The sequence below is a fragment of the Bacillus sp. Root131 genome, from assembly GCF_001429475.1.
In the GTDB taxonomy this organism is placed as follows: Bacteria; Bacillota; Bacilli; order Bacillales; family Bacillaceae_G; genus Bacillus_A; species Bacillus_A thuringiensis_S.
The window spans coordinates 145,361-170,259 of the sequence record NZ_LMJQ01000042.1 but is presented as its reverse complement, the minus strand read 5'-3'; the positions used below and the strand labels follow the sequence as shown (position 1 = coordinate 170,259).

Sequence of the window (24,899 nt, the reverse complement as noted above, 5' to 3'; positions counted from 1 at the left end):
ACAAAAAGAAATGATCCTGACAAATAGGATCATTCCATTTTATCATATGCCTCAATAATACGTTGCACCAATGGATGTCTGACAACGTCTGTTTGTTCTAATGTAATAAATGACAGACCTGATACACCAGATAAAATATTAGCAGCTATAGATAGCCCTGATTTTACCCCTTTTGGCAAGTCTACTTGTGAAGGGTCCCCTGTAATAACCATTTTAGAACTAAAACCTAATCTTGTTAAAAACATTTTTATTTGAGCACCCGTTGTATTTTGAGCCTCATCTAAAATAACAAATGAATCATCAAGCGTACGCCCCCTCATATAAGCAAGCGGCGCGATTTCAATTACTCCTCGTTCCATCATACGCTGCGTATATTCTTGTCCAAGAATATCATGTAAGGCATCATATAATGGGCGTAAGTATGGATCTACCTTCTCTTTCAAATCCCCTGGTAAAAAACCTAAATTTTCTCCAGCTTCTACAGCAGGTCTTGTTAGAATGATTTTCTTTACATATCCTTGTTTTAAAGCTCTCACAGCCATTACTACGGCTAAGTATGTTTTTCCAGTTCCTGCAGGCCCTATCCCAAAGACAATATCATTCTTCTTCATTGCATGAATATATCGTCTTTGCCCCATTGTTTTTACACGAATGGATTTACCTTTTGCAGTCTTGAAAATTTCTTCTTCATATAACTCTTCAAATTGAGCAACTTTCCCTTGTTGTGCGAGCTGAATTGCATACGCAACATCTCTCTCTGAAATTGATATACTTTTACGAATTACAACAAGTAATTGCTGTAAGATTTTTTCTACGAGTGTCACCGTTTCAACTGCCCCAGATACGTGAACAGTTTCTCCTCTAGTTACGATCGATACATTCAGTTCTCGTTCAATTACTTTTAAATGCGCATCATTGACTCCAAAAAGAGCGATTGCTTCGTTAGTATTTTCCAATTGTTGGTTCATTTCTACTAATTGTTCTGCCATTACTCAGTCTCCTTGAATATCGGATTCGGATATTGGTTGTGGCTCTGCAATATTTTCAATCACAGTATAATGCAATGTGACTTTTAGTTGATCCGCCTCAACCTCTTTACTCAAAATCTTATCACTTACAATCATAGCATGTTCATCCAATTTTTTCTTTAGTTCTTTTTCGGCCATCTCTTTCGCTACTTTCAGCGCTTGCTTTTCTGTATATTCTCGGTTCGCTTCTTCCTCTTCTCTCACAACATCTTTTTCATATGCAATCGGCAGTGTAAAACCAAATAATTTCACATCATGCTTTACACTTTCAGTACGAGAGCGTTTATACTTATCATGTTGAAATCCCCATATTTTTATTTTCGTACCCCCAAATTTAAGAAAATGTTCATTGTATACATTACCAGTATACACTTGGAATTGCGTCTTTAACGGGACATCCACCTTAGATGTATACCACGTTTCGCCATACACAATACCTTTCGCTGAAACAATCGTTGGACTTTCCTCATTACCATATATTCCCGATACGAGAATCTGCCCTTTTTCCACATGATCATTTTTCAGTACAACCGGCTTTCCAACTTCTACAAACGTTTTTGTAATAATCGCTTCTTTTTTTGCTACTAAATTTTGCGGCATTTGTTCCTTTTCTTTTTTCGGTTCGTTTTTTTCAACAATTTTAAAATGATACGTCGTTCCTCTTACTTCTAATCCCGCCCAAGTAATGGCATTAATATTATCTGTCAAATGGCGTTGTACATCTTCTACATTCGGCATTTGAAACTGTAGTTTTCCTTTTTTAATACCCATTTTATCCAATTCTTTCATCAATATATATTCTGTTTCAGGTTTTGCTCCTGTAATTTCAATTTTCCAAACCATATTGGACATTGCAATCACGCCAAAAAAGAAAATTAAAAACCCAATTAAAAATCCACTGTTTTTAATTAAACGCTTATTCCAAAAAGGAAAACCATAACGTCCAATAAAGTATAATTTACATTCATTTTTTCTATAAATTGGTTTTATTTTTTTCACATCGCGTAACAACATACAAAAAACTAACGTTTCATCAGCTATCTTCTTAACATCCCAAACTAATAAATTCCTCCGTACACATTCATTAACAAACCGTTCCGCTCCTCTACCTTCAATTCGCACTTTTACATATCCAAGCCACTTTATAAACCATTTATTTTTCATTTACCACCTTCACTACCTTTCTAAAAGTAGATTTGAAGCATTAAAATAGCTCGTACTAAAATGAAACAAAGTAAAACTGTAATCGATCTCTATCAACGAAACTTTTACAGGATAAAGAAGAAAAACTTCACTAATGGAAGTTTCACTTCAATCACCTTTTTTTTCATTTTCTAAAAATGTTACTTGCTCAATTATCCCTTCGAGCAAAAGCTCTTCTGGAAGAATCGTTTTAATAACAAAGGATTGTCCTTTAATTAGTAATTGACCGTGTTTTAAAAGCAATCGCACTTCTTTATCTGAAAACACTAATAGTCCCCGATGATTTTCTATATAAATATGTATTTGCCCAACAAGAGTAATCCGAGGTAGATCCATTAATACATCCACTGGTAGGTCTACTTGTTTTGTTAACCAATTTTTCATTTGTTCTAATTTCTTCATCTCGAAAGACCCCCCTCTCATCCCATATATGTATTTCTTCACAAGTGCCTATCGTGTTATAACGACTTCACTAACATAACTATATTCTGTAAGAGTTCATATCATGTTAATAAAACAGTCGCTATATGAAATCATATTTATCGGGACAATGATGGATCAGAGGATGTGATCCTTAATAATAGAAGTATTAATACAAGAATATGCGCCCCTAGGGCATATCAGTACAAGTTGCATGAAGAAATTGAGCCTAGTGAGAAGTTAGAAACTTGAAAAACCCTGTTACAATTTGTTCTGGGCGTGACATACTGACCATAGAATAAGTAGTTGTCATTCATTAGACAAATGAAATAAAATTCGAAAAAGAAATTGCTCCACTCTAAATTTTACGTTGTAAGTAAGAATACTTTATAGGTAGTTGTTATATGAATTTCAAAAAATATTAGGATTCACTAAAAAACAAAAAAATGAATTAATAAGCAAGGAAATACGAAAGGAAATTGGATTTAGTCAAGAAATTTTGAACGTTATAAAACAAGTCACTGACAGTAGTATCTAGCCCTTCTATGCAACTGATTCAAAATCTAAAATAGCTGGAGTCTCTGTCGTTACCTTTGAAGATTATGCTGAACAGCAAGTTATAAAACTTCAATCTGAGCTTCAGCCCCCCATACTTAGCTTTTATTTGTGAAAGAAATTTTAGTCAAGGAAGTAAGAGTAAGTGTAGCATTGGAAGTATACAAGGAAATGGCCAATTTGATATCCTTGCAATCCAACCAACAAATGGCGTTAATTACGAAGTTAGCAATAAAGATGTTATTTTTAAACTAAGAAAATGGAATGATCGCTATCCTTTTATCATAATCAGTGCAGATTATGACTGGGTTGATACCATTTTTAGCGTGTTACCTACAGACGCCGAAATGCAATCTTTCGCGCAAGAAATGTATGAATTTTGTCCAGATATAGTGGAACAAGGAACAGAAAGCATTGAGGAGTTAGTCGAAGAAATTAAGAAAACGAAAAAGCTTTTTTTATGGTGGGATTAATCATAACTAAGGCCGTTACCCTTTTTTACATACCAGAGGCGTTTCTATCACTTACAGAAACGCTTTTTAAGCAATATAGCGTTTTTCCCTTAATAAGAACAATAAAAAAACGTCTCATACGAAATGAGACGTTTTTTTATGCTAATAGCTGGATAACCAACTTATTCACAAGTGATCCGTCTGTTTTACCTTTTACTTTCGGCATAACAGCAGTCATCACCTTACCCATATCTGCTTTAGAAGTCGCACCAACTTCAGAAATAACTTGTTTGATTACATCAACTAGTTCTTCTTCAGTTAATTGCTCTGTCAAATATGCGCTTAAAATCTGAATTTCACTTTGCAGTTTATTAACAAGGTCTTCACGACCAGCTTTTTTAAATTCAAGGAGGGAGTCCTTATACTGTTTTACTTCACGAGCTAAAACTGTTACTTCCTCTTCTTCAGTAAGAGTATGTTGCAGTTTAATACCTTCATTTTGTAAAGCAGCCTTAACCATACGAATAACGGTTAATTTTTCTTTTTGTTTATTCTTCATCGCTTGTTTCATATCATCGTTTAAACGACCGAGAAGACTCATAACTTACACCCTCTCTTAGAATTTACGCTTTCTTGCCGCTTCAGATTTCTTCTTACGTTTTACACTTGGTTTTTCATAAAACTCGCGCTTTCTTGCTTCAGCAAGTGTACCAGTTTTAGAAACCGATCTTTTAAAACGGCGAAGTGCATCCTCCAAAGACTCGTTTTTACGAACGACTGTTTTTGACATTCTCTTTCCCTCCCTCCGAAACATCACACTTACATACTAACTTCAGCATGCAAAAAGAAACACTTCTTCAGCATGTCTTTTACGATTATAATACATTTCATCACTTCAGGTCAACTATTTGGCAGAATAAAAGAAGAATAGAAGCATTTCCTTTTCAAAAGTTATACAAATATCTAGTATCCTTCTTTTATGAAGACAACTATATTTTTATCATTTCAACTTTTTTCATACAGGGATGCACGAAACGCCTCCCCACCTTCTAGTTCTTAACCGCTTCAAATAAAGAAAGCATGCAAACCATTTCCGGTTGCACGCTCTTTTTTATGCGCTTGCTGATTCTTTTTTCACATCATCTTCAAGAACACGAACAAATTGCGCTTCGTTATATGGATAGCCAGCTTTCGTAATTTTCACTTTCACTAGCTTACCAATTAATTCTTCTGATCCTTCAAATACAATTTTCAAGTAGTTATCTGTATACCCTACATATAACCCTTCACGGTCGCCGTCTTTAAATTGCTCTTCTGGAATGATTTCAAGCACTTCACCTTCAAACGCTGATGCATATTCTTTCGCTAATTGATTAGATAGCTCAATTAAACGATGAACACGATCGTTCTTCACATCTTCAGGAACTTGATCTTCCATGCGTGCTGCAGGTGTTCCTGTACGTTTTGAATAAGGGAACACGTGTAACTCAGAGAAGCGGTTCTCTTTAATGAAATTGTATGTTTCCATGAATTCTTCTTCTGTTTCACCTGGGAAACCAACGATTACGTCAGATGTAATCGCAAGGCCTGGTAACGCTTCTTTCAAACGATCTAAACGCTCTTGGAAGAATTCCATCGTATATTTACGACGCATACGTTTTAATACAGTATTAGAACCAGATTGCAACGGAATATGCAAGTGACGTACAACTACTTCAGATTTATCTAACACTTCAATTACTTCATCTGAAATTTGACTCGCTTCAATAGAAGAAATACGAAGACGTTTTAATCCGCCTACTTCCGCTTCCATATCACGAAGTAATCCAGCTAAGTTATAATCTTTTATATCTTCGCCGTATCCACCTGTATGAATACCCGTTAATACGATTTCTTTATAGCCTGCATCCACTAATTGTTGTGCTTGTTTAATAACCTCTTTTCCATCACGAGAACGCATTAAACCACGCGCCCAAGGAATGATACAGAATGTACAGAAGTTATTGCAACCCTCTTGTATTTTTAAAGACGCACGTGTACGATCCGTGAAATAAGGTACATCAAGTTCTTCGTACACACGTGTTTTCATAATATTGCGGACAGCATTAATTGGTTGACGCTCTTTACGGAATTCTTCGATGTAACCTAACATCTTTTCACGATCCTGTGTACCAACTACAATATCTACACCTGGAATCGCCATAATTTCAGCTGGAGATGTTTGTGCATAACATCCCGTTACGCAAATAACTGCATCTGGATTTTGACGCACAGCACGTCTGATTACTTGACGGCTTTTTTTGTCCCCAGTATTCGTTACTGTACATGTGTTAATAACATAAACATCAGCTTTCTTTTCATATTCTGTTCTTTCATAACCACCTTGTTTAAACAATTGCCAAATGGCTTCTGTTTCATAGTGGTTTACTTTACAACCTAACGTATGGAACGCAACAGTTGACATTGATCATCACCCCATCAATTCAAAATGATACGAAGCAGCACTTAACGCGTATAACGGCGCCGTTTCTGTTCTTAAAATTCTTGGTCCTAAACTAGATGGTACAAATTTATGTTCACGAAGCGCTGTAATCTCTTCCTCAGCTAAACCGCCTTCTGGGCCAAATACAATCAATAGCTTTTGACCTGGTTTCATTGTCGTTAAAGCTTTCGCAAAATTAGATTTCTCGCCTTGTTTTGCTTCCTCTTCGTAAGCAACAAGACAAACATCATACTCACCACTCATTGTAAGCAGTTGTTTAAATGATGCCGGAGCATGTACTTCCGGAATTTCACTTCTATGTGATTGTTCCGCAGCTTCTTTCACAATTTTTCTTAAACGCTCAACTTTTTTATCAGCTTTTTTCGCATCCCATTTTACGATAGAGCGAGATGCTTGAAATGGTAAGAATGCAGCTGCCCCAAGCTCAGTTCCTTTTTGAAAAATCAACTCTAGCTTGTCTCCTTTTGGCAGTCCACTTGCAATCGTCACGAAAACAGGAAGTTCACTTGACGCCTCTACCCATTCTACAATAGCCGTATTAATAAATTCACTGGTAATTTCATCAATTGAACATACTGCTGTTTTTCCGTTTACACAGCAATAAATTTGATCGCCAGCTGTCATACGCATTACTCTCGCAATGTGATGTACATCATCACCTACAATGCGAACTTTTGCTTCACTTACATGTTTTTCTTCTACAAAATAACGTTGCATATAATCACCTTAGTAGAGTTTCGTTCCTTTCGTAAGTCAACACTTACGAAAAGAACGAAACATTATCATTTTTCATATAACAAACGGCAAGTCCCTCACCTTATAGTGAGAGACCCCCCTTTTCATTATAGACTAAAATCTATATTACGCATTTCGTGCAATAATTGCTACCCAATCTTCCATTCGTAACACTTCTTCAATTGTAAATCCAGCTTGTTCTAACGCCTCAGAAATTACTTTTTCCTTCGCAGCAATAATGCCCGATGTAATAAATAATCCACCTGACTTCACAACTCTCGCTGCATCTTCAGGGAATAAAAGAATAATTTCTGCTAATAAGTTAGCTACGATTAAATCAACAGGACCTTCAATACCTTCTAAAAGACTATTTTGCCCAACAGACACGATATCATCTGTTTTATTTAAACGCACATTCATTTCTGCACTTTCAACTGCAACCGGATCTAAATCATATGCTTGAACAGAAGACGCACCTAATTTTGACGCTGCAATACTAAGCACACCAGAACCTGTTCCTACATCAATGATAGCGTCACCTGGCTGTACTGTTTTTTCTAAAGCACGAATACACATCGTTGTTGTTGGATGAGTTCCTGTACCAAACGCCATACCTGGGTCTAATTCAATGATTTTTTCATCAGGAGAAGATGGTGTATATTCTTCCCACGTCGGTACGATTGTGAATGTATCAGAAATTTGTACTGGATGGTAATATTTTTTCCAAGCAGTAGCCCAATCTTCTTCATTGACTTCGTTAACGGTAATATTTCCAGTACCAATTTCAATGTCGTAAGATGGAAGCACATCAATAGATGATTTTACACCTGCAATCGTTTCATGTAAAGAATCCGTTTGTGGGAAATATGCTTTTATTAATACACCTTCCGCCGGATATTCATCTGGATTCAATGCATAAATTTCACCATATTGTTGCTCGCGCTCTTTCGTTAACTCCGCTGGATCCTCAATCGCAACTCCGCTAGCACCAGCTTCATGTAAAATATGAGAGACAGCTTCTACTGCTTCTTCTGTTGTATGAATACTAATTTCTGACCATTTCACAATTTACCAACTCCATTTTTTATTTCCATTATTCCCCTTTGAAAGCACGTTTAAGCTTTCCGAATAAACTATCATCCTGCTCTTCTTGTCCTGCAAATTCACGTAATAAATCTTTTTGCTGTGAAGTCAATTTCGTCGGTACAACAACGCGAACGACTACATATTGATCTCCTTGACCGTATCCACGTACGTTCGGAGCACCTTTTCCTTTTAGGCGGAATTCTGTTCCTGTTTGTGTTCCTGCTGGAATTTTCAGCTTCACTTTACCATGAACAGTAGGAACTTCCACTTCATCACCAAGCGCCATTTGTGCAAATGTTAATGGCATTTCGCAAATAATATGATCTCCTTCACGCTCGAAGAATTCATGATTTCTTACATGAACGACAACATATAAGTCTCCTGCTGGTCCGCCATTTACGCCGGCTTCACCTTTTCCAGACACACGAATTTGTTGACCATTATCGATACCCGCTGGAATTTTAACATTGATTTTTTTACGTTTACGAACTTTACCTGAACCGTGACATGTCGTACATTTTTCTTTAATAATTTGTCCAGTTCCTGAACAATGACCACAAGCTTGACGGTTTACGATACGACCAAACGGTGTGTTTTGCTCTACACTCACTTGACCAGAGCCTGAACAATGTTTACATGTTTCTTTTGAAGTTCCTGGTTTTGCTCCACTACCTTTACAAGTATCACATGGATCTTCTACTGGAATTTCCACATTTAATTCCTTACCAAAAATAGCTTCTTCAAAATCTAAAGTGACTTGATATTGTAAGTCAGCACCTTGGCGCGGAGCATTTGGATCACGGCGTCTGCCGCCGCCACCGCCAAAGAAAGAACTAAATATATCTTCAAAACCGAAGCCACCGCCGAAGTCTCCTCCGCCGCCAAATCCACCGAATCCTTGATTTGCACCAGCATGACCAAATTGATCGTACTGCGCACGCTTTTGATCATCACTTAACACTTCGTATGCTTCTTGTACTTCTTTAAACTTTTCAATTGCATTTTCTTCTTTGCTTACGTCTGGATGGTATTTTTTAGCCAAACGACGATACGCTTTTTTTATTTCATCTGTTGAAGCGCCCTTGCTAAGTCCAAGGACCTCATAATAGTCTCGTTTACTCATAAATTTACAACCCCCGAATCTTTCACATAAACGTAATTTTAACACCGAAAGAAAGTGCTTTGCAACAAAGTTTCCTCACTTACAGTATGCAAAGCGAAAAACTTAAGATCCTCACACATCACTTCTCATTCGTGAAAAAAGCCAAAGTCAAGGCACGCTTGACTTTGACTTTTTGTCATCTTACTTATTATGTTTACAGTTGAATTACTTGTCTTCTTTTACTTCTTCAAACTCAGCGTCAACTACATTGTCTTTCTTCGTGCCAGCGTCTTGTGCACCTTGCGCACCTTCTGCTTGACCAGCAGCTGCTTGAGCTTGCTCGTATAATTTAACAGTTAATTGTTGTACGATTTCTTGTAAAGCATCTTTTTTCGCACGAATTTCTTCAAGCTCGTTTTTCTCAATTGCAGCTTGTAATGCTTCTTTCGCTTCTGTTGCTTTTGCAACTTCAGTTGCATCTACTTTACCTTCTAAATCTTTTACAACTTTGTCTGTTTGGAATACAAGTTGGTCAGCTTCGTTACGAAGTTCAACTTCTTCCTTACGTTTTTGGTCAGCGTCAGCATTTGCTTCCGCTTCTTGTACCATACGTTCTACTTCTTCATCAGAAAGACCTGAAGAAGATTGGATTGTAATAGCTTGCTCTTTGCTTGTTCCTAAGTCTTTCGCACGTACGTTAACGATACCGTTCGCATCAATATCGAATGTTACTTCGATTTGTGGAATACCACGTGGTGCTGGTGGAAGGTCAGTTAATTGGAAACGACCTAACGTTTTGTTGTCAGCTGACATTGGACGCTCACCTTGTAATACGTGAATGTCTACTGCTGGTTGATTATCAGCAGCTGTCGAGAATACTTGTGACTTACTTGTTGGAATTGTAGTGTTACGCTCGATTAATTTCGTGAACACGCCACCCATAGTTTCAATACCTAAAGAAAGTGGAGTTACGTCTAATAATAGAACGCCTTCTACATCACCAGTAAGTACGCCACCTTGAACTGCAGCACCTAATGCTACAACTTCATCAGGGTTTACACCTTTATATGGCTCTTTACCAGTTTCACGTTTAATAGCTTCTTGTACAGCTGGGATACGAGTAGATCCACCAACAAGAATAACTTTATCTAATTCGCTTGGAGCAAAACCAGCGTCTTTTAATGCACGACGAGTTGGCTCTAATGTTCTTTCAACAAGACCTGCTGAAAGCTCTTCGAATTTCGCTCTTGTTAACGTTAATTCTAGGTGTAATGGACCAGCAGCTCCAGCACTAATGAATGGTAATGAAATTTGAGTTTGTGTTACACCAGAAAGATCTTTTTTCGCTTTTTCAGCTGCATCTTTCAAGCGTTGAAGCGCCATTTTATCTTGGCTTAAATCAATGTTATTTTCTTTTTTGAACTCAGCTACTAAGTGATCGATGATAACTTGGTCAAAGTCATCGCCACCAAGACGGTTGTCACCAGCAGTTGAAATAACTTCGAATGTGCCGTCTGCTAACTCAAGGATAGATACGTCAAATGTACCGCCACCTAAGTCATATACTAAGATTTTTTGTTCTTCGTCTTGTTTTTCTAAACCGTAAGCAAGTGCTGCTGCTGTTGGCTCGTTAATGATACGCTCAACTTCTAAACCAGCGATACGACCAGCATCTTTCGTTGCTTGACGCTCTGCATCGTTGAAGTATGCAGGTACTGTAATAACAGCTTTCGTTACTGTTTCACCTAAGTATGCTTCAGCAGAAGCTTTTAAGTTTTGTAAAATGATTGCAGAAATTTCTTGAGGTGTATAATCTTTACCTTCAACTTCTACTTTGTAGTCTGTACCCATATGACGTTTAACAGACATGATTGTATTTGGGTTTGTAATTGCTTGGCGCTTTGCAACTTCCCCAACTTGACGTTCTTCATTTTTGAAAGCTACAACAGAAGGTGTTGTACGGTTTCCTTCTGGATTTGGGATAACCTTTGGTTCTCCACCTTCCATAACAGCTACACAAGAGTTTGTTGTACCTAAGTCAATACCGATAATTTTACTCATGGCGAATCCTCCTAGTTTTATGTAAATTATTGATTTACTTTTACCATTGATGGGCGAATCACACGGTCTTTTAATTTATAACCTTTTTGGAATTCTTCCACAACCGCGTTTGATTCAAATTCACTATCTTCCACTTGCATAATAGCTTGGTGTTCATTAGGATCAAACTGTTTACCAACAGCTTCAATCACTTCCACACCTTCTTTAGTCAGCGCTTCTAACAATTGACGATGCACCATTTCCATGCCTTGTAACAAGGATTTCGTTTGCTCATCAGTCGCTTCCACTTGCATTGCTCTTTCAAAATTATCAAGAGCTGGCAAGATGTCTGAAACTAGACTTTGTGCTCTATATTTTTCAGCAGCCTGTTTATCCATTTGGACACGGCGCTTATAATTTTCAAAATCAGCTTGTAGACGTAATGTGCGACCTTCCGTTTCCGTTAGTTTCGCTTGTAACTCATCTACTTTTTCTTGTAAAAGAGCAGCCTCACTTTTTTCTTCTACAGTTTCTTCACTGTTTTCTGGCGTGACAGCTTCTTCAACTTGCGCTTCTTTTACTTCTTCTACCACTTGTTCGTTACGCTCTTCCACAATATTCACCTCCTTAAAAGGTATTAGGTATCATGCATAGCATGATTACCTAAGCATTATATATTACACACAGCAATGAAAATTTCATCACTTGAGCGAATGTATTACTCTCATTTACTTTTTAAGTCCATCTGTAAATTGTCTCGTAAATAACTGTAACAAACTAATTACACGAGAATATTGCATTCTTGTCGGACCTAAAATAGCAATTGTTCCAAGTTGCTCTTCGCCGATCGAATATGTTGCAGAAATTAAACTGCAATCCTCCATAGCCGTCGAAGTGTTTTCCCTACCAATTTTCACTTGAATCCCGACTTGTTTATGACGCAAAATGTCATAAAATTCGGCTTCATTATCAATCATGGTAAGCAAAGATCTAACCTTTTGAATGTCATGGAACTCTGGCTGCGAAAGCATATTTGCTTTTCCTCCAAAGTATATCTTTTCCGATAACGGAACTTGAAATGTACCATCTAACATTTTTATTGCACTATCGTAATTATGAACATACCCACGTAAAACTGTAACAATTTCCTTAAAGATTTTATTATGAAGTTCTTCCATCGGTACGCCAGATAGCTTTTCATTTAAAACATTAACCATTTTTTCTAAATCTGATAAATCAACAGATTCCGGAACGGTAATCGTTTTACTTTGTACATGCCCTGTATCAGTTACAATAATAGCGACTGCAGTTTGACGATCAAGCGGCACAATTTGTACATTTTTAAGTTTATTTGTACTTAACTTCGGTCCAAGAACAATGGCCGTATAATTCGTAAGTTCTGATAAAATTTGAGCAGATTGCTGTGCAATTTTTTCCGCTTCAAAAATTCTTTCAGCAAATAAATCTTTAATTTGTACAATTTCAGCGTTCGGTAAGTTTTGCGGCGCTAAAAGATGGTCTACATAAAATCGGTAGCCTTTCTCAGAAGGAACACGTCCAGAAGAACTGTGCGTTTTTTCAATAAAACCTAATTCTTCTAAGTCCGCCATTTCATTTCGAATAGTAGCTGAACTAAATGTAATTTCATCTTTTTTAGCCAACGTTCTAGACCCAACAGGCTGCGCTGATCCAATAAAGTCATCAATAATTGTTTGTAAAATTAAGAGCTGACGTTCCGTAAGCATCTCATCATCACCTCTGTTAGCACTCTTTGTCTTTGAGTGCTAAATCTATTAATAACTTACCAAAATTGACATTCAATTGTCAACGGAAACGTCACGAAATAATGAAACTTTTTCACGTTAATGGAACATTTAATTAGTCAATTAAAAATGATTGGAATACTTCATTCCCTAATAATTTTCCTTTTCGCGTTAAACGAACATATCCATCGCTCTCTTCAAGCAATCCTTGTTCTTGGTTGTTTTGTAACTGCTTCGCGAAAACTTGATCCATCTCCATATTAAATTTCTTTTGAAATGCTATTTTAGATACACCTTTTGTTTTTCGAAGTCCTAAGAACAACTCTTCTTCCATCTTTTCTTTCTCCGTCACCACGTGAACATCTAAATACGGAAATCCTGTTTCATCAATTTTATTAAAATATTGCTTCAGCGGACCTACATTTTGAATACGTTCCCCATTCACATAACTATGAGCTCCAGCTCCAAAGCCATAATACTCTTCATTATTCCAGTATGTGAGATTATGTCTACTTTTATTGTCACCTTTTGAGAAATTACTAATTTCATACTGGTTATAACCGTGTTTCTCCATTTCATCCATTACCATTTCATACATTTTCGCTTCATGGTCTTCACCCGGAAGACGCAATTTCCCTTTATTCATTAGGTTATAAAACACTGTTTTAGGTTCCACAATTAATGAATATGCCGAGAAATGTTGTACACCAAGCGTAAAAGCAATGTCTAATGTTTCCTTCACATCTTCTATCGTTTGTCCTGGCAAAGCATAAATAATATCTACATTAATATTTTTAAAGCCTACTTCCTGAGCTTCTCGAATCGCTAGGAATGCATCTTCCCTCGTATGCTTGCGCCCGATTTTCTCAAGCAGTTCATCACGGAACGTTTGCACACCAAAACTAATTCGATTCACTCCACCTTCTAGTAGTACATTCAACTTCTCTTTCGGTAGATCTCCTGGATTCGCTTCAAATGTCAATTCACAATTCGGAGCAAACGGGCGCAAATGACGATTAATAATCTCGAGTAATTTTTTTGTCTGTTCCATATTTAACGCTGTCGGAGTTCCACCGCCCACAAAAATCGTTTTCATACTATCAAACGGAACTCTTTGAACCGTATTTATTATTTCCTTCTCTAAATAATCTAAATATTGATCAACCGGTTGGCGTTCAATAAACACTTTATTAAAATCACAATAGTGACAAATGTGCTGACAAAACGGGATATGAATATATGCAGCTTGTACCAAATATAACTCCTACCTTTCTAAAAAGAAAACCTCCGCACTCCGGAGGATTCTCTACTTCTCTAACGTATTACGAATTTGTTCCATTCGCATTTTTCCCCAATCATACATCATTTCAACGATCGGTAAAAGTGACATGCCTAGTTCCGTCATATAATACTCAACACGAGGAGGAATTTCGGGATATACTGTTCGATCAACAATCCCATCTTCCATTAACTCTTTTAATTGGTTCGACAAAACTTTATGAGAAATGCTTGGGAATAACCGTTGTAATTCACTAAAACGATGAGGCCCTTCCACACCAAGATGCCACAGTATCACAACTTTCCACTTTCCACTAATAATAGAAAGCGTCAATTCCTTTTCACAATTAAAATTGCCATTTTGTATTTTATCTTGAATATCTTTTCGAATATTTTCGGACATTAACAATCTCCTAACTCTATATGAACTAAAAAGCTCTCTCATTATTGTAAATGAGAGCTGCTCAGATGTCTAAAAAGTAATTATACAGAAAAAAGAAGCCGCACAAACGACTTCTTTTTTATTTCAAATATTAGTTGTCATCCATTTTCAGTACAGCCATGAATGCCTCTTGCGGCACTTCTACAGAACCAACAGACTTCATACGTTTTTTACCTTCTTTTTGCTTATCAAGAAGTTTACGCTTACGAGAAATGTCACCGCCGTAACATTTTGCAAGTACGTTTTTACGCATCGCCTTAATTGTAGAACGTGCTACAACTTTATTTCCGATAGTCGCCTGAATTGGCACTTCGAACTGTTGTCTCGGAATTAATTCTTTTAATTTCTCTACAATTACTTTACCACGGTCATATGCTGAATCACGGTGTACGATAAATGATAAAGCATCCACTTGTTCATTATTTAAAAGAATATCCATTTTCACAAGTTTAGATGGTTTATAACCAATTAACTCATAATCAAATGATGCATACCCTTTCGTATTTGATTTCAATTGATCGAAGAAGTCATATACGATTTCTGATAACGGGATTTCATATGTTAATGTAACACGCGTTTCATCTAAATATTGCATATCAATAAACGTTCCACGTTTACCTTGGCAAATTTCCATTACAGCTCCAACATAGTCATTCGGAACCATAATTGAAGCCTTCACAAACGGCTCTTCTACACGATCGATAGACTGTGGGTCTGGCATATTAGATGGATTATCAACAATAACATCTTCACCGTTTGTTAAATAAACTTTATAAATAACGCTTGGCGCTGTTGTAATTAAGTCAATCTTAAATTCACGTTCAATACGTTCTTGAATGATTTCCATGTGAAGAAGTCCTAAGAATCCACAACGGAAACCAAATCCTAACGCTTGAGATGTTTCTGGTTCAAACTCAAGAGCAGAATCGTTTAACTCTAATTTTTCTAACGCATCACGTAAATCGTTATAACGAGCAGAATCAATTGGATACAGCCCACAGAATACCATCGGGTTTAATTTACGGTAACCTGGTAACGCCTCTGCAGCTGGACGTTTCGCATGTGTAATCGTATCACCAACACGTGTATCACCTACGTTTTTAATAGATGCTGCTAAGAAACCTACATCACCTACTGTTAACTCGTCACGTTGCGTAGTTTTCGGTGTAAATACACCTACTTCTGTTACTTCAAATTCTTTACCCGTTGCCATCATACGTACTTTATCGCCAACTTTTACCGTTCCATTTACAACACGGATATAAGCAATTACACCACGGTACGGATCATATAAAGAGTCGAAAATCATACATTGTAACGGCTCTTCTGAATCACCTGCCGGAGCTGGTACTTTTTCAACAATTTGTTCTAAAATTTCTTCAATACCAATTCCAGCTTTTGCAGAAGCAAGTACCGCTTCTGATGCATCTAAACCAATTACATCTTCTACCTCTTGACGTACACGTTCTGGATCCGCACTTGGTAAATCGATTTTATTGATAACTGGTAAAATTTCCAAGTTGTTATCAAGCGCTAAGTATACGTTCGCTAACGTTTGCGCTTCAATACCTTGCGCTGCATCTACTACAAGAATCGCGCCTTCACAAGCCGCTAAACTACGAGATACTTCGTACGTAAAGTCGACGTGTCCTGGTGTATCAATTAAATGAAGAATATACTCTTCACCATCTTTTGCTTTATAGTTTAATTGTACTGCGTTTAATTTGATTGTAATACCACGCTCACGCTCTAAATCCATAGAGTCAAGCAACTGAGCTTTCATTTCGCGTTGTGTTAACGCATTTGTTTTCTCTAAAATACGGTCTGCTAACGTTGATTTTCCGTGGTCAATATGAGCAATAATAGAGAAATTACGAATTTTGGACTGTCTTTTTGCTCTTTCTTCTTTGTTCATCTATGTTCTCAACTCCTAATAGTCTCGCCAATATACACTAGCACTGATTATATCAATAGAGCAACAAAGATTCAATGAAAACTCGTGCTGCTTACGATACAAATCATTCTATCTATATCTTATGCGAATAAACCATAAGAGACAAACCCTTTTCAAATTTTAAAACTGTTGTCTTACAAATCAGTAAAACAACCATCTCCCATGCTACTCTTAGCTAAAAATCCCCTTTATTTTCCCAACAACTATATCCGTTCCGAACTTCGTCATTTCATAAGCTACACTTGCTACCGCCATCCCAATTCCTTCTACAACATTAAAACTTCTTAAACGTTCTAATTGTTGTTGTTTTTCTGAAGCTGAAAACGAACTACCCAAAATTTCTGATTCAGCACCTGTACTCTCTGTCCCTGTCATATGAGCTATTTGTTCATACGACAATTGCCGATAACCTTTCATACTTTTCAAACCATGATTAGCAAGTGACACTCCTGCTATCATCATAAGTAAACATAAAGCTACACTACATATACACAAAAGCGCAAAACGACTCAAACTATTATCATCTTTCTCCCTCAATGTGTATACGCTCCCGTATTATCTTGATCAATTTGATGATGCAACGCTGCATTTAAACCACTCGCTATTACATTCGCCATATCCTCAATAAAAGTATCTACTTCTTTTGGGGTCACCATTAAGTTATGACCAAGAGGCGATAGCACTTCATAAATCAACCTTCTTTTTTCTTCTTCTTCTAACGTACCAACAGCACCTAAAAACATATTTCGGCTCTTTTCATCTGGCATATCTTCTTCTGTTAATTTTTTCTTTTCTCCAAATGAAAATCCCGCTGGTAACAAAGATCTTGAAGGTTTGTTTCCTTCTTTCATCTCTCGACCAAAATGTTTCAAAATAAAATCAATCGTATCACTTGTAATCGAAACGGCATCGACCACAGTCGGAACACCAATTGCGATAACAGGGATACCTAATGTCTCTTTACTTAGTTCCTTACGTTTATTCCCAACCCCTGATCCAGGATGGATTCCAGTATCAGAAATTTGTATCGTGCTATTTACTCGTTCAATAGAACGGGCAGCTAATGCGTCAATCGCAATTACAAAGTCTGGGTTTGTCTTCTCAATAATCCCATAAATAACATCGCTCGTTTCGATACCTGTAATCCCCATTACCCCCGGACGAATTGCACTAACAGGTCTAAATCCTTCTTCTACACTTTCAGGCTGCAATTGAAACAAATGTCTCGTTACTAATACATTTTCTACAACTATTGGCCCAAGAGCATCCGGTGTTACATTCCAATTCCCAAGGCCTACAATTAAACAGCTCGCTTCTTTTGTAACACCAACCTCTTCTAAAAAATAAGAAAATTCTTTTGCGAAAATACGCTCCACTTTTTGTTGAAGTTCTGTATCTTGCTGACGTATACCTTGTACTTCAAGCGTTAAATAATTTCCAGGTTTTTTACCCATCGCTTCAGAGGCAGCTTCATCAATTGTTACTTTTGTAATTATAGTACCTTCTTCTTCCCTCTCTTTTACAATTACCCCCTGTATCCCTTTTTGTTCTTCTTGGCTTTCTTGCAACATTTGATGAGCTTCTACAGCAAGGTCAGTTCTAACGCTATATTTACTTAAATCCAATGGTTCTTTCATCGTATCTCCTCCGTAATTCATAGTAAATATCGTTAGATTTCCCAAAGTTATATAAGGTCATTCTTTCCTTTACGTGAAATTTCATGGATATACTATTGCAATTCTCTTCACCGTTTGATAGAATATCACTTGTTCTATGTAAGAATCGAGTCATTCGATTGCACCAGGGAGGTGAAAAGTATGGCAAACATCAAATCTGCTATCAAACGCGCTAAACTTAGCGAAGAGCGTCGTGCACATAACGCTTCTATCAAGTCTGACATGCGTTCTGCTGTTAAAACTGTAGAAGCTTTAGTTACTAATAACGATCTTGAAAATGCTAAAGAAGCTTTCAAAACTGCTTCTAAAAAACTTGACAAAGCAGCTCGTAAAGGTCTTATCCACCAAAACGCTGCATCTCGTCAAAAATCTCGCTTAGCGAAACAAGTAAACGCGTAAGGCGTTTAAAAAACGATCCATTTGGATCGTTTTTTTATATACAAAAAAAGTTCATGCACTAGGTACATGAACTTTTTTTGTGTCATCACATATGATTTAATCGCATTAAGAAAAACTCGAGCACAAGTTTCTTATCCATCTTTCCCGTCTTCATACTATAATCAGCTTCCGCTAATTCTATAATCACTTTTTTTAATTCTTCAAAAGAGAAAAATTTCGTTTGATTCATTGCCAATTTTACACGATACGGATGTACACCAATATGTGATGCAATTTGATTTTGCCCATAACCACGTTGCTGTAACTCTTTCACTTGATACAACAAACGGAATTGACTCACTAATAATGCAAGCAATTTAATCGGTTCTTCCTGCTGCGTAAATAATCCATCCAAAATTTGCATCGCACCTGCAATATCTTTTTTCACCACTTTTTCTGTCAAAGCAAATACATTTTGCTCAACTGATTTTGGCACAAGCTCTGCAACAAGTTTCGTTGTAATCTCTCCGCCCATACCAACGTATAACGTTAACTTGTCCATTTCCTTCGCCAACATCGTTACATTACTTCCCACCAGCTCTAGCAACAAACTAACAGCCGCGTTATCAATGTGCACATGCACTTCATCTGCCCGAGCAACAATCCACTTCTGAACATCCTGCACTTGCATCGCATTCGCTTCTACTACATCTGCTGTTTTCTTTAATAGTTTTGTAATTTTTTTTCGCTCATCAAGTTTTTCGTAAGGCGCAACAAAAACAAGAATAGAAAATGGAGAAGGTTCACCAATGTATTCTTCTAAAATTTTTATATTTTGCTCTAACTTTTCTTTTTGCGAAGTCAAAAATAGCGGTGATTTTATTAACAGTACTTTCCGCTCTCCAAAGAAAGGAAGCGTACGCGCATCCTCAACCACATCTTCTAAATACGCTTCTTCCAAATCGTATGTCACAACATTAAACTCTCGATCTTCTTCTTCAAGTGCTTCTGTCGTAATAAGCTTTATCGTTTCATTTATAAAAAAAGCTTCCGTCCCATATAGTAAATATAACGGAGCAAACTGTTTCTTTTTAATTTTTTTATGTATATCACTCATACTTTTTCCTACTCCCTAACTTGGCAATATATATTTATACTAATGCCCTAGCTTTTGTTTTACAAGTACAAAGGAACAGGCTTTATAACCCGTCCCTTTATTTATATTAAACGCCACGCAATAAGCCCCGGGTTTCTTATTGGTGTGCGGTAATCACCTTCCCTTTATTATTCACAATAAAAATTCCAGTATAAGTGCCAACTGTTAACATGCTTGGAAACAAAAAACTCACGTTACTTCATAATCTAAAATTCGCAAAAAGCTCATTTTCTCTTCACATTGAAATTGTAGATTTTTTTCTGACAATATTTTATACTAAAGTGGAATGTTGGGGAGGGATTCTAAATGAATGATTTTGAACAAAACGTTCAAAGTAAACGCAATGACGCTATTGATTCAGGGGTAGGATTTATCGTCTCATTTGGTTTTTTCGCAACACTTTTCATCATTGCAACTGTTATTAAATTTATCGGTTCTTAAAGACTGCCACTTCATGGCAGTCTTCTCTTTTTCACCTATTATATGACTTATCATATGTGATTTTACTTTGAAAGGTTCCATTTTCCCCTTTAAAAACATAGGAAATAGCACCTTGCTTGTCCGTGCGCCATATCGCACTCCCCATCTTCTCCAAACGTTCTATTACTTCTTTATGCGGGTGTCCATATCTATTCTGCTTACCAACAGATATAATCGCTACACGGGGCTGTATAACGTTCAAAAAAGACTCTATAGATGACGTATTACTTCCATGATGAGCAACTTTTAAAACATCCACTCGCAAATCTGGATACGCAGATACCAAAAACTGCTCTCCTTCTTCTTCTAAATCGCCTGTAAATAGCCACGTCAATCCTCCAAATTTTGCCCATATTACAATTGAAGCATTATTTTCACTTTTTTCTTTTCCTTTTGGAGCTAAAACGAAAAACTCAGCTTCATTTACACTCCAACTCTCCCCTTCCCCCACTTCAGTTATTTTCATTTCCTTTTCTAATGCCTGTTTCTTTACTACTTTTTCTAATACTGCATCTTTTCCCTTTCGGCCAAATACCACTTCTTTTACAGGTATATATGATAATAATTCTTGCGCAGCACCTATATGATCTGCATCTCCATGCGTTACGATTAATTTATCAATTGTTTTAATACCTTCTTTTTGTAAATAGGGTATTAAAACATTATTTCCAACAGAAAATTCATGCTTTTTTTGTTGCCATTCTTCCTTATTAACACGAAGCGTTCCACCTGTATCAATAAGATAAATCCCTTTATCATACGGAAGGCGAATTAATATTGCATCACCTTGTCCAACATCAATAAATGTTACACTTCCGCTTCCTCTAAAATATGGATATACATAATGACACGTGCTAATAAAAAGAAATACACTCACAACTATACACACCATTTTTTTCGGCGCTCTCCTTTCCCAAACCATCAATATACTGACAATACTCGCGCAATATACAGCTACAAGATTGAAGGGCGTTTTCCCAAAAACAAGCTGGGTAAATGGTAAACTTTCACAATAACTTAGAAAATCATTAGACATACTCAAGCCTATTGATAATACATTCGCAAATCCTTTTGCGAGAAACGGGACAATTGGCATACACAGTAAAATAATAATGCTACATGGTAATACAATGATAGATAAAAACGGAACGTATAAGAGATTGAGGAAAATGCTATATGGAGAAAAATAACCAAAGTGATATAACAAAATCGGAGTACTAACGAGCTGTGAAATGATAGAAATATAAATAGAATTTCGGATTACTCCGTTGCTACTCCCTAATAAGAACGGAGCAGACAAAAGTAAAGCGAAGCTACCTACAAAAGAAAACTGAAATCCAATATTAAAAACAAGATAAGGGTCATATATAAGCATACATATAGCTGTTACACTTAAAGCATCTAAACTAGATAAACGAATCGAGCACATAAAAGCAATCAACATCAAAACTCCTGCTATAGAAGCCCTTATAACAGATGGTGACGCCCCTGCTAAAACCATATACAAAGGAATACAGACGATAAGGCAAATTGTTGCTACCTCCCTCGTCGCACCACTTCTTAGCAAAATAAAATATACTATCCCCATTAACAATACAATGTGCGAACCTGAAATTGCTAACAAATGTATAAGACCAAACTGTTGATATTGCTCTTCCACTTCAAACGTCATTTGTTGTCTATCACCAAATAGTAACGCATTCATAAAAGCACCTGATTGCTCTGGAAACATTTCTGTAACTTTCGAGATTGCTTGTTGCCTCAAAAGGAGAATCCATTGCATAAGCGACAGTGATGTTTTATAGCATTCAGAAATATATGTAGCCTCAAATGTGAAATGAATATGTTGCTTGTATAAATAATCACGGTAATTAAAACCATGAAAATTCCGAGCTGTTTGTGGTTCTTTCCTCTCACCCTCGAATACACATGATATCCCTGCGTATAATTGTTGCATTTTTTCCTTTTCCAAGGCTGATTTTATTCTATAACTTAATTGCACTATATTTTTATTGTGATCTTCAAATTGAAAAGATAGGCGATCGCCATTAACAAGCGGTGTATTTTGTATAACACCTCTTGTAACTCCATAGGACTCTCCTAGAGACTTATTCCACCCTTGAACATAAGAAGTGTATATAGCGCCACTAAAGCACGCTACAATGCAAAAAAAGAAGGTTTTACGCGAAGTGCGATATAAACAGAAGAAAATATTTAAAAAGAGGCAAAAAACTATCAATAAAAGTGACGAGGAAAAGGCAATTGCAATCCCTATTATAAACGAGATTGCAACATACCCCCATTGTTCCTGCAACTTATACTCACTCCTTATAGCATCATTTTTGCTTTCGTGAATACATGCTGTAATTCTTCCATTGATAAATTATCTTTTTCTAAAGACGCAAATAATTCTTTTAACTCCGTATAACGTTTTTGCTCCTCTAATGCAGCAATATCATATTCTAGCGGAACGTGCTTCACTGTTACATTCGCTTGTTCAAATAACTCTATGGCGTATGGATGATTTTTATAATCCTGCGCATAATAAACCGCTGTAATACCACTTTGAATAATTGCCTTACAACATTGTAAACAAGGGAAATGCGTAACGTAAATTTCTGCTTCCTCTGTTTTCGCACCAAACTTGGCACATTGTAATAAAGCATTCATTTCGGCATGAATTGTCCGAACACAATGATTATCGATTACGTAACAACCATCATCTATACAATGTACGCCACCTTTAATCGAACCATTATATCCACCAGCAATAATTCGTTTATCGCGAACGATTGTCGCTCCTACCGCAAGCCTTGTACATGTACTACGTAACGATAGTAGATGGCTTTGCGTCATAAAATATTGATCCCATGAAATTCGTTCCATATTTTTCACCTACTTTTTTGTCTACTTGTAGTGTAGCGAAAGAAGAAAAACTTCGTCAATCTTTTACGGAATAATAATTTGATCTTTTATCTTTTCAAGAGACTTCGCACCAATCCCATCAATCTCTAATAAATCTTCTATTTTCTGAAACGGACCATGTTCTTCTCGATATTTCAAAATACTTTCTGCCTTTCGAGAGCCAATTCCTGTAATCTTTTCCAATTGCTCCTTCGCTGCTGTATTTATTCGAATCTTGCCATCTTCCTTAGAAGAAGTAAACATCCCTTGTTCTGACTCATTTTTACTCGGTATATAAAGAAGCATTTGATCTTGTACAATTTGTGCTAAATTCACTTTTTTGATATCTACTTCTGATAAAAAACCACCAGCCTTTTGAACCGCATCCTTTACGCGATCTCCTTCCTTCATTTCATATACCCCTTCTTTATTAACCGCTCCTTTCACATCAATTATAATTGTTCTTTTCTGTTCCTTTGTATCCGATATTTTCGGTTTACCCTTTTTTTCTATCTCCTTCTCTTGCACATTCATTGTAATAGGCGTTCGTTCTACACTCTGATTCGTTTTCCAAAAAACAAGAAAAAGTAAAGTTCCAATAATAGCTACTAAACCTAACCACTTTTTCGGAAAATCCCACATCATTTTACACCTCTAATCATAAATTTATAACATCATTCATATTGTTTAGGAGAAAGCTGTTACGAAGGAGGGATGAAACTTTGAACATAGGAATTATAGGGACAGGAAACATGGGGAATATACTAATCGATGCATTTTTAGAAACCCGTGCTGTCAAACCTTCGTGCCTTACAATCATTAATCGGACGCCTGCCAAAGCATATCATATAAAAGAAAAATACCCTTCTGTTCATATAGCAAAAACAATCCCGGAAGTAATCGAACAATCACAACTTATTTTTATTTGCGTTAAGCCGATAGATATATACCCTATCCTAAAAAAATACGCTGAACATTTTTCTGATGAAACGTGCTTAGTTTCTATTACGAGTCCAATATCTCCATCACAATTAGAGACTCTCGTACCTTGTCACGTCGCGCGTATCATTCCAAGTATCACAAACCGCGCCCTCTCTGGCGCCTCACTATTTACATTTGGAGATAATTGCTCTGAAGAATGGCAACAAAAATTACTTCGTCTATTCAAAAACATTTCTACACCTCTTGTAATAGAAGAAGATATAACGCGCGTTTCATCTGATATAGCAAGTTGCGGTCCTGCTTTCTTTAGTTATTTACTACAATGCTTCATTAACGCTGCTGTAGATAAAACAAATATTACACACGAAGAGGCTACTACTTTAGTAAGTGAAATGGTCGTGGGGATGGGGAAATTACTTGAAAAAGAAATCTTCACATTACCTACCTTACAAGAAAAGGTTTGCGTGAAAGGCGGCGTTACTGGGGAAGGCATTCGGGTTTTAGAAGAACACGTTGGAGATATGTTCCATAAGTTAATCGAGCGAACACATGAAAAATTTGATGAAGATTTAGAATGCGTTGATCAGCAATTCAATAAACACACATAATAAATACGTCATTTACATTCCAAATCCTTTTTATAAATAATTACTTTTTTACAATACATTTTCACTTCAACTACTATTCCCACACTTTACGCATACGATCTTCAGATTATGCTAGAACTAAAAATACATCTTCTTTATAAAACAAAAGCAACCTTCTCGGTTGCTTTTGTTTTATCCCGCATTAACGGCCAGTA

General features: G+C 36.7%; 24 protein-coding genes and 1 pseudogene. 4 read left to right on the top strand and 21 right to left on the bottom strand.

What is annotated here, in order from left to right; all coding sequences use genetic code 11:
* Nucleotides 1–29 precede the first annotated feature (29 nt).
* The 3 genes from ASE54_RS30370 to yqfC all read right to left on the bottom strand — a co-directional run bounded on the left by ASE54_RS30370 (nt 30) and on the right by yqfC (nt 2,633).
* A complete protein-coding gene (locus ASE54_RS30370; RefSeq protein WP_000840522.1) occupies nt 30–989 on the bottom strand; it encodes a PhoH family protein in 960 nt (319 codons plus the stop codon).
* A 3-nt stretch (nt 990–992) separates the two neighbouring features.
* Nucleotides 993–2,192, bottom strand: coding sequence for a sporulation protein YqfD (yqfD, locus tag ASE54_RS30365; RefSeq protein ID WP_000792496.1), 1,200 nt, complete (start codon nt 2,190–2,192; stop codon nt 993–995).
* 147 nt (nt 2,193–2,339) lie between these two features.
* Entirely contained in the window at nt 2,340–2,633 is a 294-nt protein-coding gene (yqfC, locus tag ASE54_RS30360) for a sporulation protein YqfC (protein ID WP_000732269.1), read from the bottom strand.
* A 415-nt stretch (nt 2,634–3,048) separates the two neighbouring features.
* On the opposite strand from yqfC, the pseudogene ASE54_RS37655 reads away from it, so the two are divergent.
* Nucleotides 3,049–3,679, top strand: a pseudogene (locus tag ASE54_RS37655) (DUF4253 domain-containing protein).
* A gap of 136 nt (nt 3,680–3,815) precedes the next feature.
* Here ASE54_RS37655 and ASE54_RS30355 read toward each other — a convergent pair.
* The 14 genes from ASE54_RS30355 to gpr all read right to left on the bottom strand — a co-directional run bounded on the left by ASE54_RS30355 (nt 3,816) and on the right by gpr (nt 18,198).
* Nucleotides 3,816–4,259 carry a GatB/YqeY domain-containing protein gene (locus ASE54_RS30355; RefSeq protein WP_014895343.1) on the bottom strand — a complete coding sequence of 148 codons (444 nt, stop codon included), beginning with the start codon at nt 4,257–4,259 and terminating at the stop codon, nt 3,816–3,818.
* A gap of 15 nt (nt 4,260–4,274) precedes the next feature.
* Nucleotides 4,275–4,448: a 30S ribosomal protein S21 gene (gene rpsU, locus ASE54_RS30350; protein WP_000048061.1), complete on the bottom strand. Its 174-nt coding sequence runs from the start codon at nt 4,446–4,448 to the stop codon at nt 4,275–4,277.
* Nucleotides 4,449–4,769: 321 nt separating this feature from the next.
* A complete protein-coding gene (mtaB, locus tag ASE54_RS30345; RefSeq protein ID WP_000108679.1) occupies nt 4,770–6,122 on the bottom strand; it encodes a tRNA (N(6)-L-threonylcarbamoyladenosine(37)-C(2))-methylthiotransferase MtaB in 1,353 nt (450 codons plus the stop codon).
* Nucleotides 6,123–6,128: 6 nt separating this feature from the next.
* On the bottom strand, nt 6,129–6,878 hold the full coding sequence (locus tag ASE54_RS30340; RefSeq protein WP_001190145.1) for a 16S rRNA (uracil(1498)-N(3))-methyltransferase: 750 nt from the start codon (nt 6,876–6,878) through the stop codon (nt 6,129–6,131).
* A gap of 144 nt (nt 6,879–7,022) precedes the next feature.
* Nucleotides 7,023–7,961 carry a 50S ribosomal protein L11 methyltransferase gene (gene prmA / locus ASE54_RS30335; RefSeq protein WP_000872100.1) on the bottom strand — a complete coding sequence of 313 codons (939 nt, stop codon included), beginning with the start codon at nt 7,959–7,961 and terminating at the stop codon, nt 7,023–7,025.
* Between the two features lie 28 nt (nt 7,962–7,989).
* Nucleotides 7,990–9,105 carry a chaperone protein DnaJ gene (dnaJ, locus tag ASE54_RS30330; protein WP_000043947.1) on the bottom strand — a complete coding sequence of 372 codons (1,116 nt, stop codon included), beginning with the start codon at nt 9,103–9,105 and terminating at the stop codon, nt 7,990–7,992.
* A 204-nt stretch (nt 9,106–9,309) separates the two neighbouring features.
* Entirely contained in the window at nt 9,310–11,145 is a 1,836-nt protein-coding gene (dnaK, locus tag ASE54_RS30325; RefSeq protein WP_000034703.1) for a chaperone protein DnaK, read from the bottom strand.
* Nucleotides 11,146–11,171: 26 nt separating this feature from the next.
* Complete coding sequence (gene grpE / locus ASE54_RS30320) at nt 11,172–11,738, bottom strand: nucleotide exchange factor GrpE (RefSeq protein WP_000392711.1); 567 nt, start codon at nt 11,736–11,738, stop codon at nt 11,172–11,174.
* Between the two features lie 114 nt (nt 11,739–11,852).
* Nucleotides 11,853–12,869 carry a heat-inducible transcriptional repressor HrcA gene (hrcA, locus tag ASE54_RS30315; RefSeq protein WP_000954942.1) on the bottom strand — a complete coding sequence of 339 codons (1,017 nt, stop codon included), beginning with the start codon at nt 12,867–12,869 and terminating at the stop codon, nt 11,853–11,855.
* A gap of 133 nt (nt 12,870–13,002) precedes the next feature.
* Entirely contained in the window at nt 13,003–14,142 is a 1,140-nt protein-coding gene (gene hemW / locus ASE54_RS30310; protein ID WP_000249440.1) for a radical SAM family heme chaperone HemW, read from the bottom strand.
* A 51-nt stretch (nt 14,143–14,193) separates the two neighbouring features.
* Entirely contained in the window at nt 14,194–14,568 is a 375-nt protein-coding gene (locus ASE54_RS30305; RefSeq protein WP_001293539.1) for a helix-turn-helix domain-containing protein, read from the bottom strand.
* A gap of 130 nt (nt 14,569–14,698) precedes the next feature.
* A complete protein-coding gene (gene lepA, locus ASE54_RS30300) occupies nt 14,699–16,522 on the bottom strand; it encodes an elongation factor 4 (protein ID WP_001030948.1) in 1,824 nt (607 codons plus the stop codon).
* A gap of 210 nt (nt 16,523–16,732) precedes the next feature.
* The gene (locus tag ASE54_RS30295) at nt 16,733–17,098 is read right to left on the bottom strand and encodes a YqxA family protein (RefSeq protein ID WP_001207094.1); all 366 of its coding nucleotides are present in this window, start codon (nt 17,096–17,098) and stop codon (nt 16,733–16,735) included.
* Nucleotides 17,095–18,198 carry a GPR endopeptidase gene (gene gpr, locus ASE54_RS30290; protein ID WP_000662644.1) on the bottom strand — a complete coding sequence of 368 codons (1,104 nt, stop codon included), beginning with the start codon at nt 18,196–18,198 and terminating at the stop codon, nt 17,095–17,097. The genes ASE54_RS30295 and gpr overlap by 4 nt, the downstream gene beginning before the upstream one ends.
* 180 nt (nt 18,199–18,378) lie before the next feature.
* On the opposite strand from gpr, the gene rpsT reads away from it, so the two are divergent.
* Complete coding sequence (gene rpsT, locus ASE54_RS30285; protein ID WP_001274012.1) at nt 18,379–18,636, top strand: 30S ribosomal protein S20; 258 nt, start codon at nt 18,379–18,381, stop codon at nt 18,634–18,636.
* Nucleotides 18,637–18,721: 85 nt separating this feature from the next.
* Here rpsT and holA read toward each other — a convergent pair whose 3' ends face one another.
* Nucleotides 18,722–19,732 carry a DNA polymerase III subunit delta gene (gene holA, locus ASE54_RS30280; protein ID WP_001279923.1) on the bottom strand — a complete coding sequence of 337 codons (1,011 nt, stop codon included), beginning with the start codon at nt 19,730–19,732 and terminating at the stop codon, nt 18,722–18,724.
* Between the two features lie 345 nt (nt 19,733–20,077).
* Between holA and ASE54_RS35410 the strand changes: the two genes are divergently transcribed.
* Nucleotides 20,078–20,212 carry a YqzM family protein gene (locus ASE54_RS35410; RefSeq protein ID WP_000997609.1) on the top strand — a complete coding sequence of 45 codons (135 nt, stop codon included), beginning with the start codon at nt 20,078–20,080 and terminating at the stop codon, nt 20,210–20,212.
* 31 nt (nt 20,213–20,243) lie between these two features.
* On the opposite strand, the gene ASE54_RS30275 is transcribed toward ASE54_RS35410, so the two are convergent.
* From ASE54_RS30275 to ASE54_RS30265, 3 genes are all read right to left on the bottom strand, one after another.
* Nucleotides 20,244–22,565 carry a DNA internalization-related competence protein ComEC/Rec2 gene (locus ASE54_RS30275; RefSeq protein ID WP_001157828.1) on the bottom strand — a complete coding sequence of 774 codons (2,322 nt, stop codon included), beginning with the start codon at nt 22,563–22,565 and terminating at the stop codon, nt 20,244–20,246.
* Between the two features lie 14 nt (nt 22,566–22,579).
* Entirely contained in the window at nt 22,580–23,137 is a 558-nt protein-coding gene (locus ASE54_RS30270) for a ComE operon protein 2 (protein WP_000439773.1), read from the bottom strand.
* A gap of 63 nt (nt 23,138–23,200) precedes the next feature.
* Complete coding sequence (locus tag ASE54_RS30265; RefSeq protein ID WP_000989935.1) at nt 23,201–23,800, bottom strand: helix-hairpin-helix domain-containing protein; 600 nt, start codon at nt 23,798–23,800, stop codon at nt 23,201–23,203.
* Between the two features lie 77 nt (nt 23,801–23,877).
* Here ASE54_RS30265 and comER point away from each other — a divergent pair, with 77 nt between their 5' ends.
* Nucleotides 23,878–24,705 (top strand): late competence protein ComER, encoded by an 828-nt coding sequence (comER, locus tag ASE54_RS30260; protein ID WP_001020554.1) that lies wholly within the window; start codon nt 23,878–23,880, stop codon nt 24,703–24,705.
* Nucleotides 24,706–24,899: the final 194 nt, after the last annotated feature.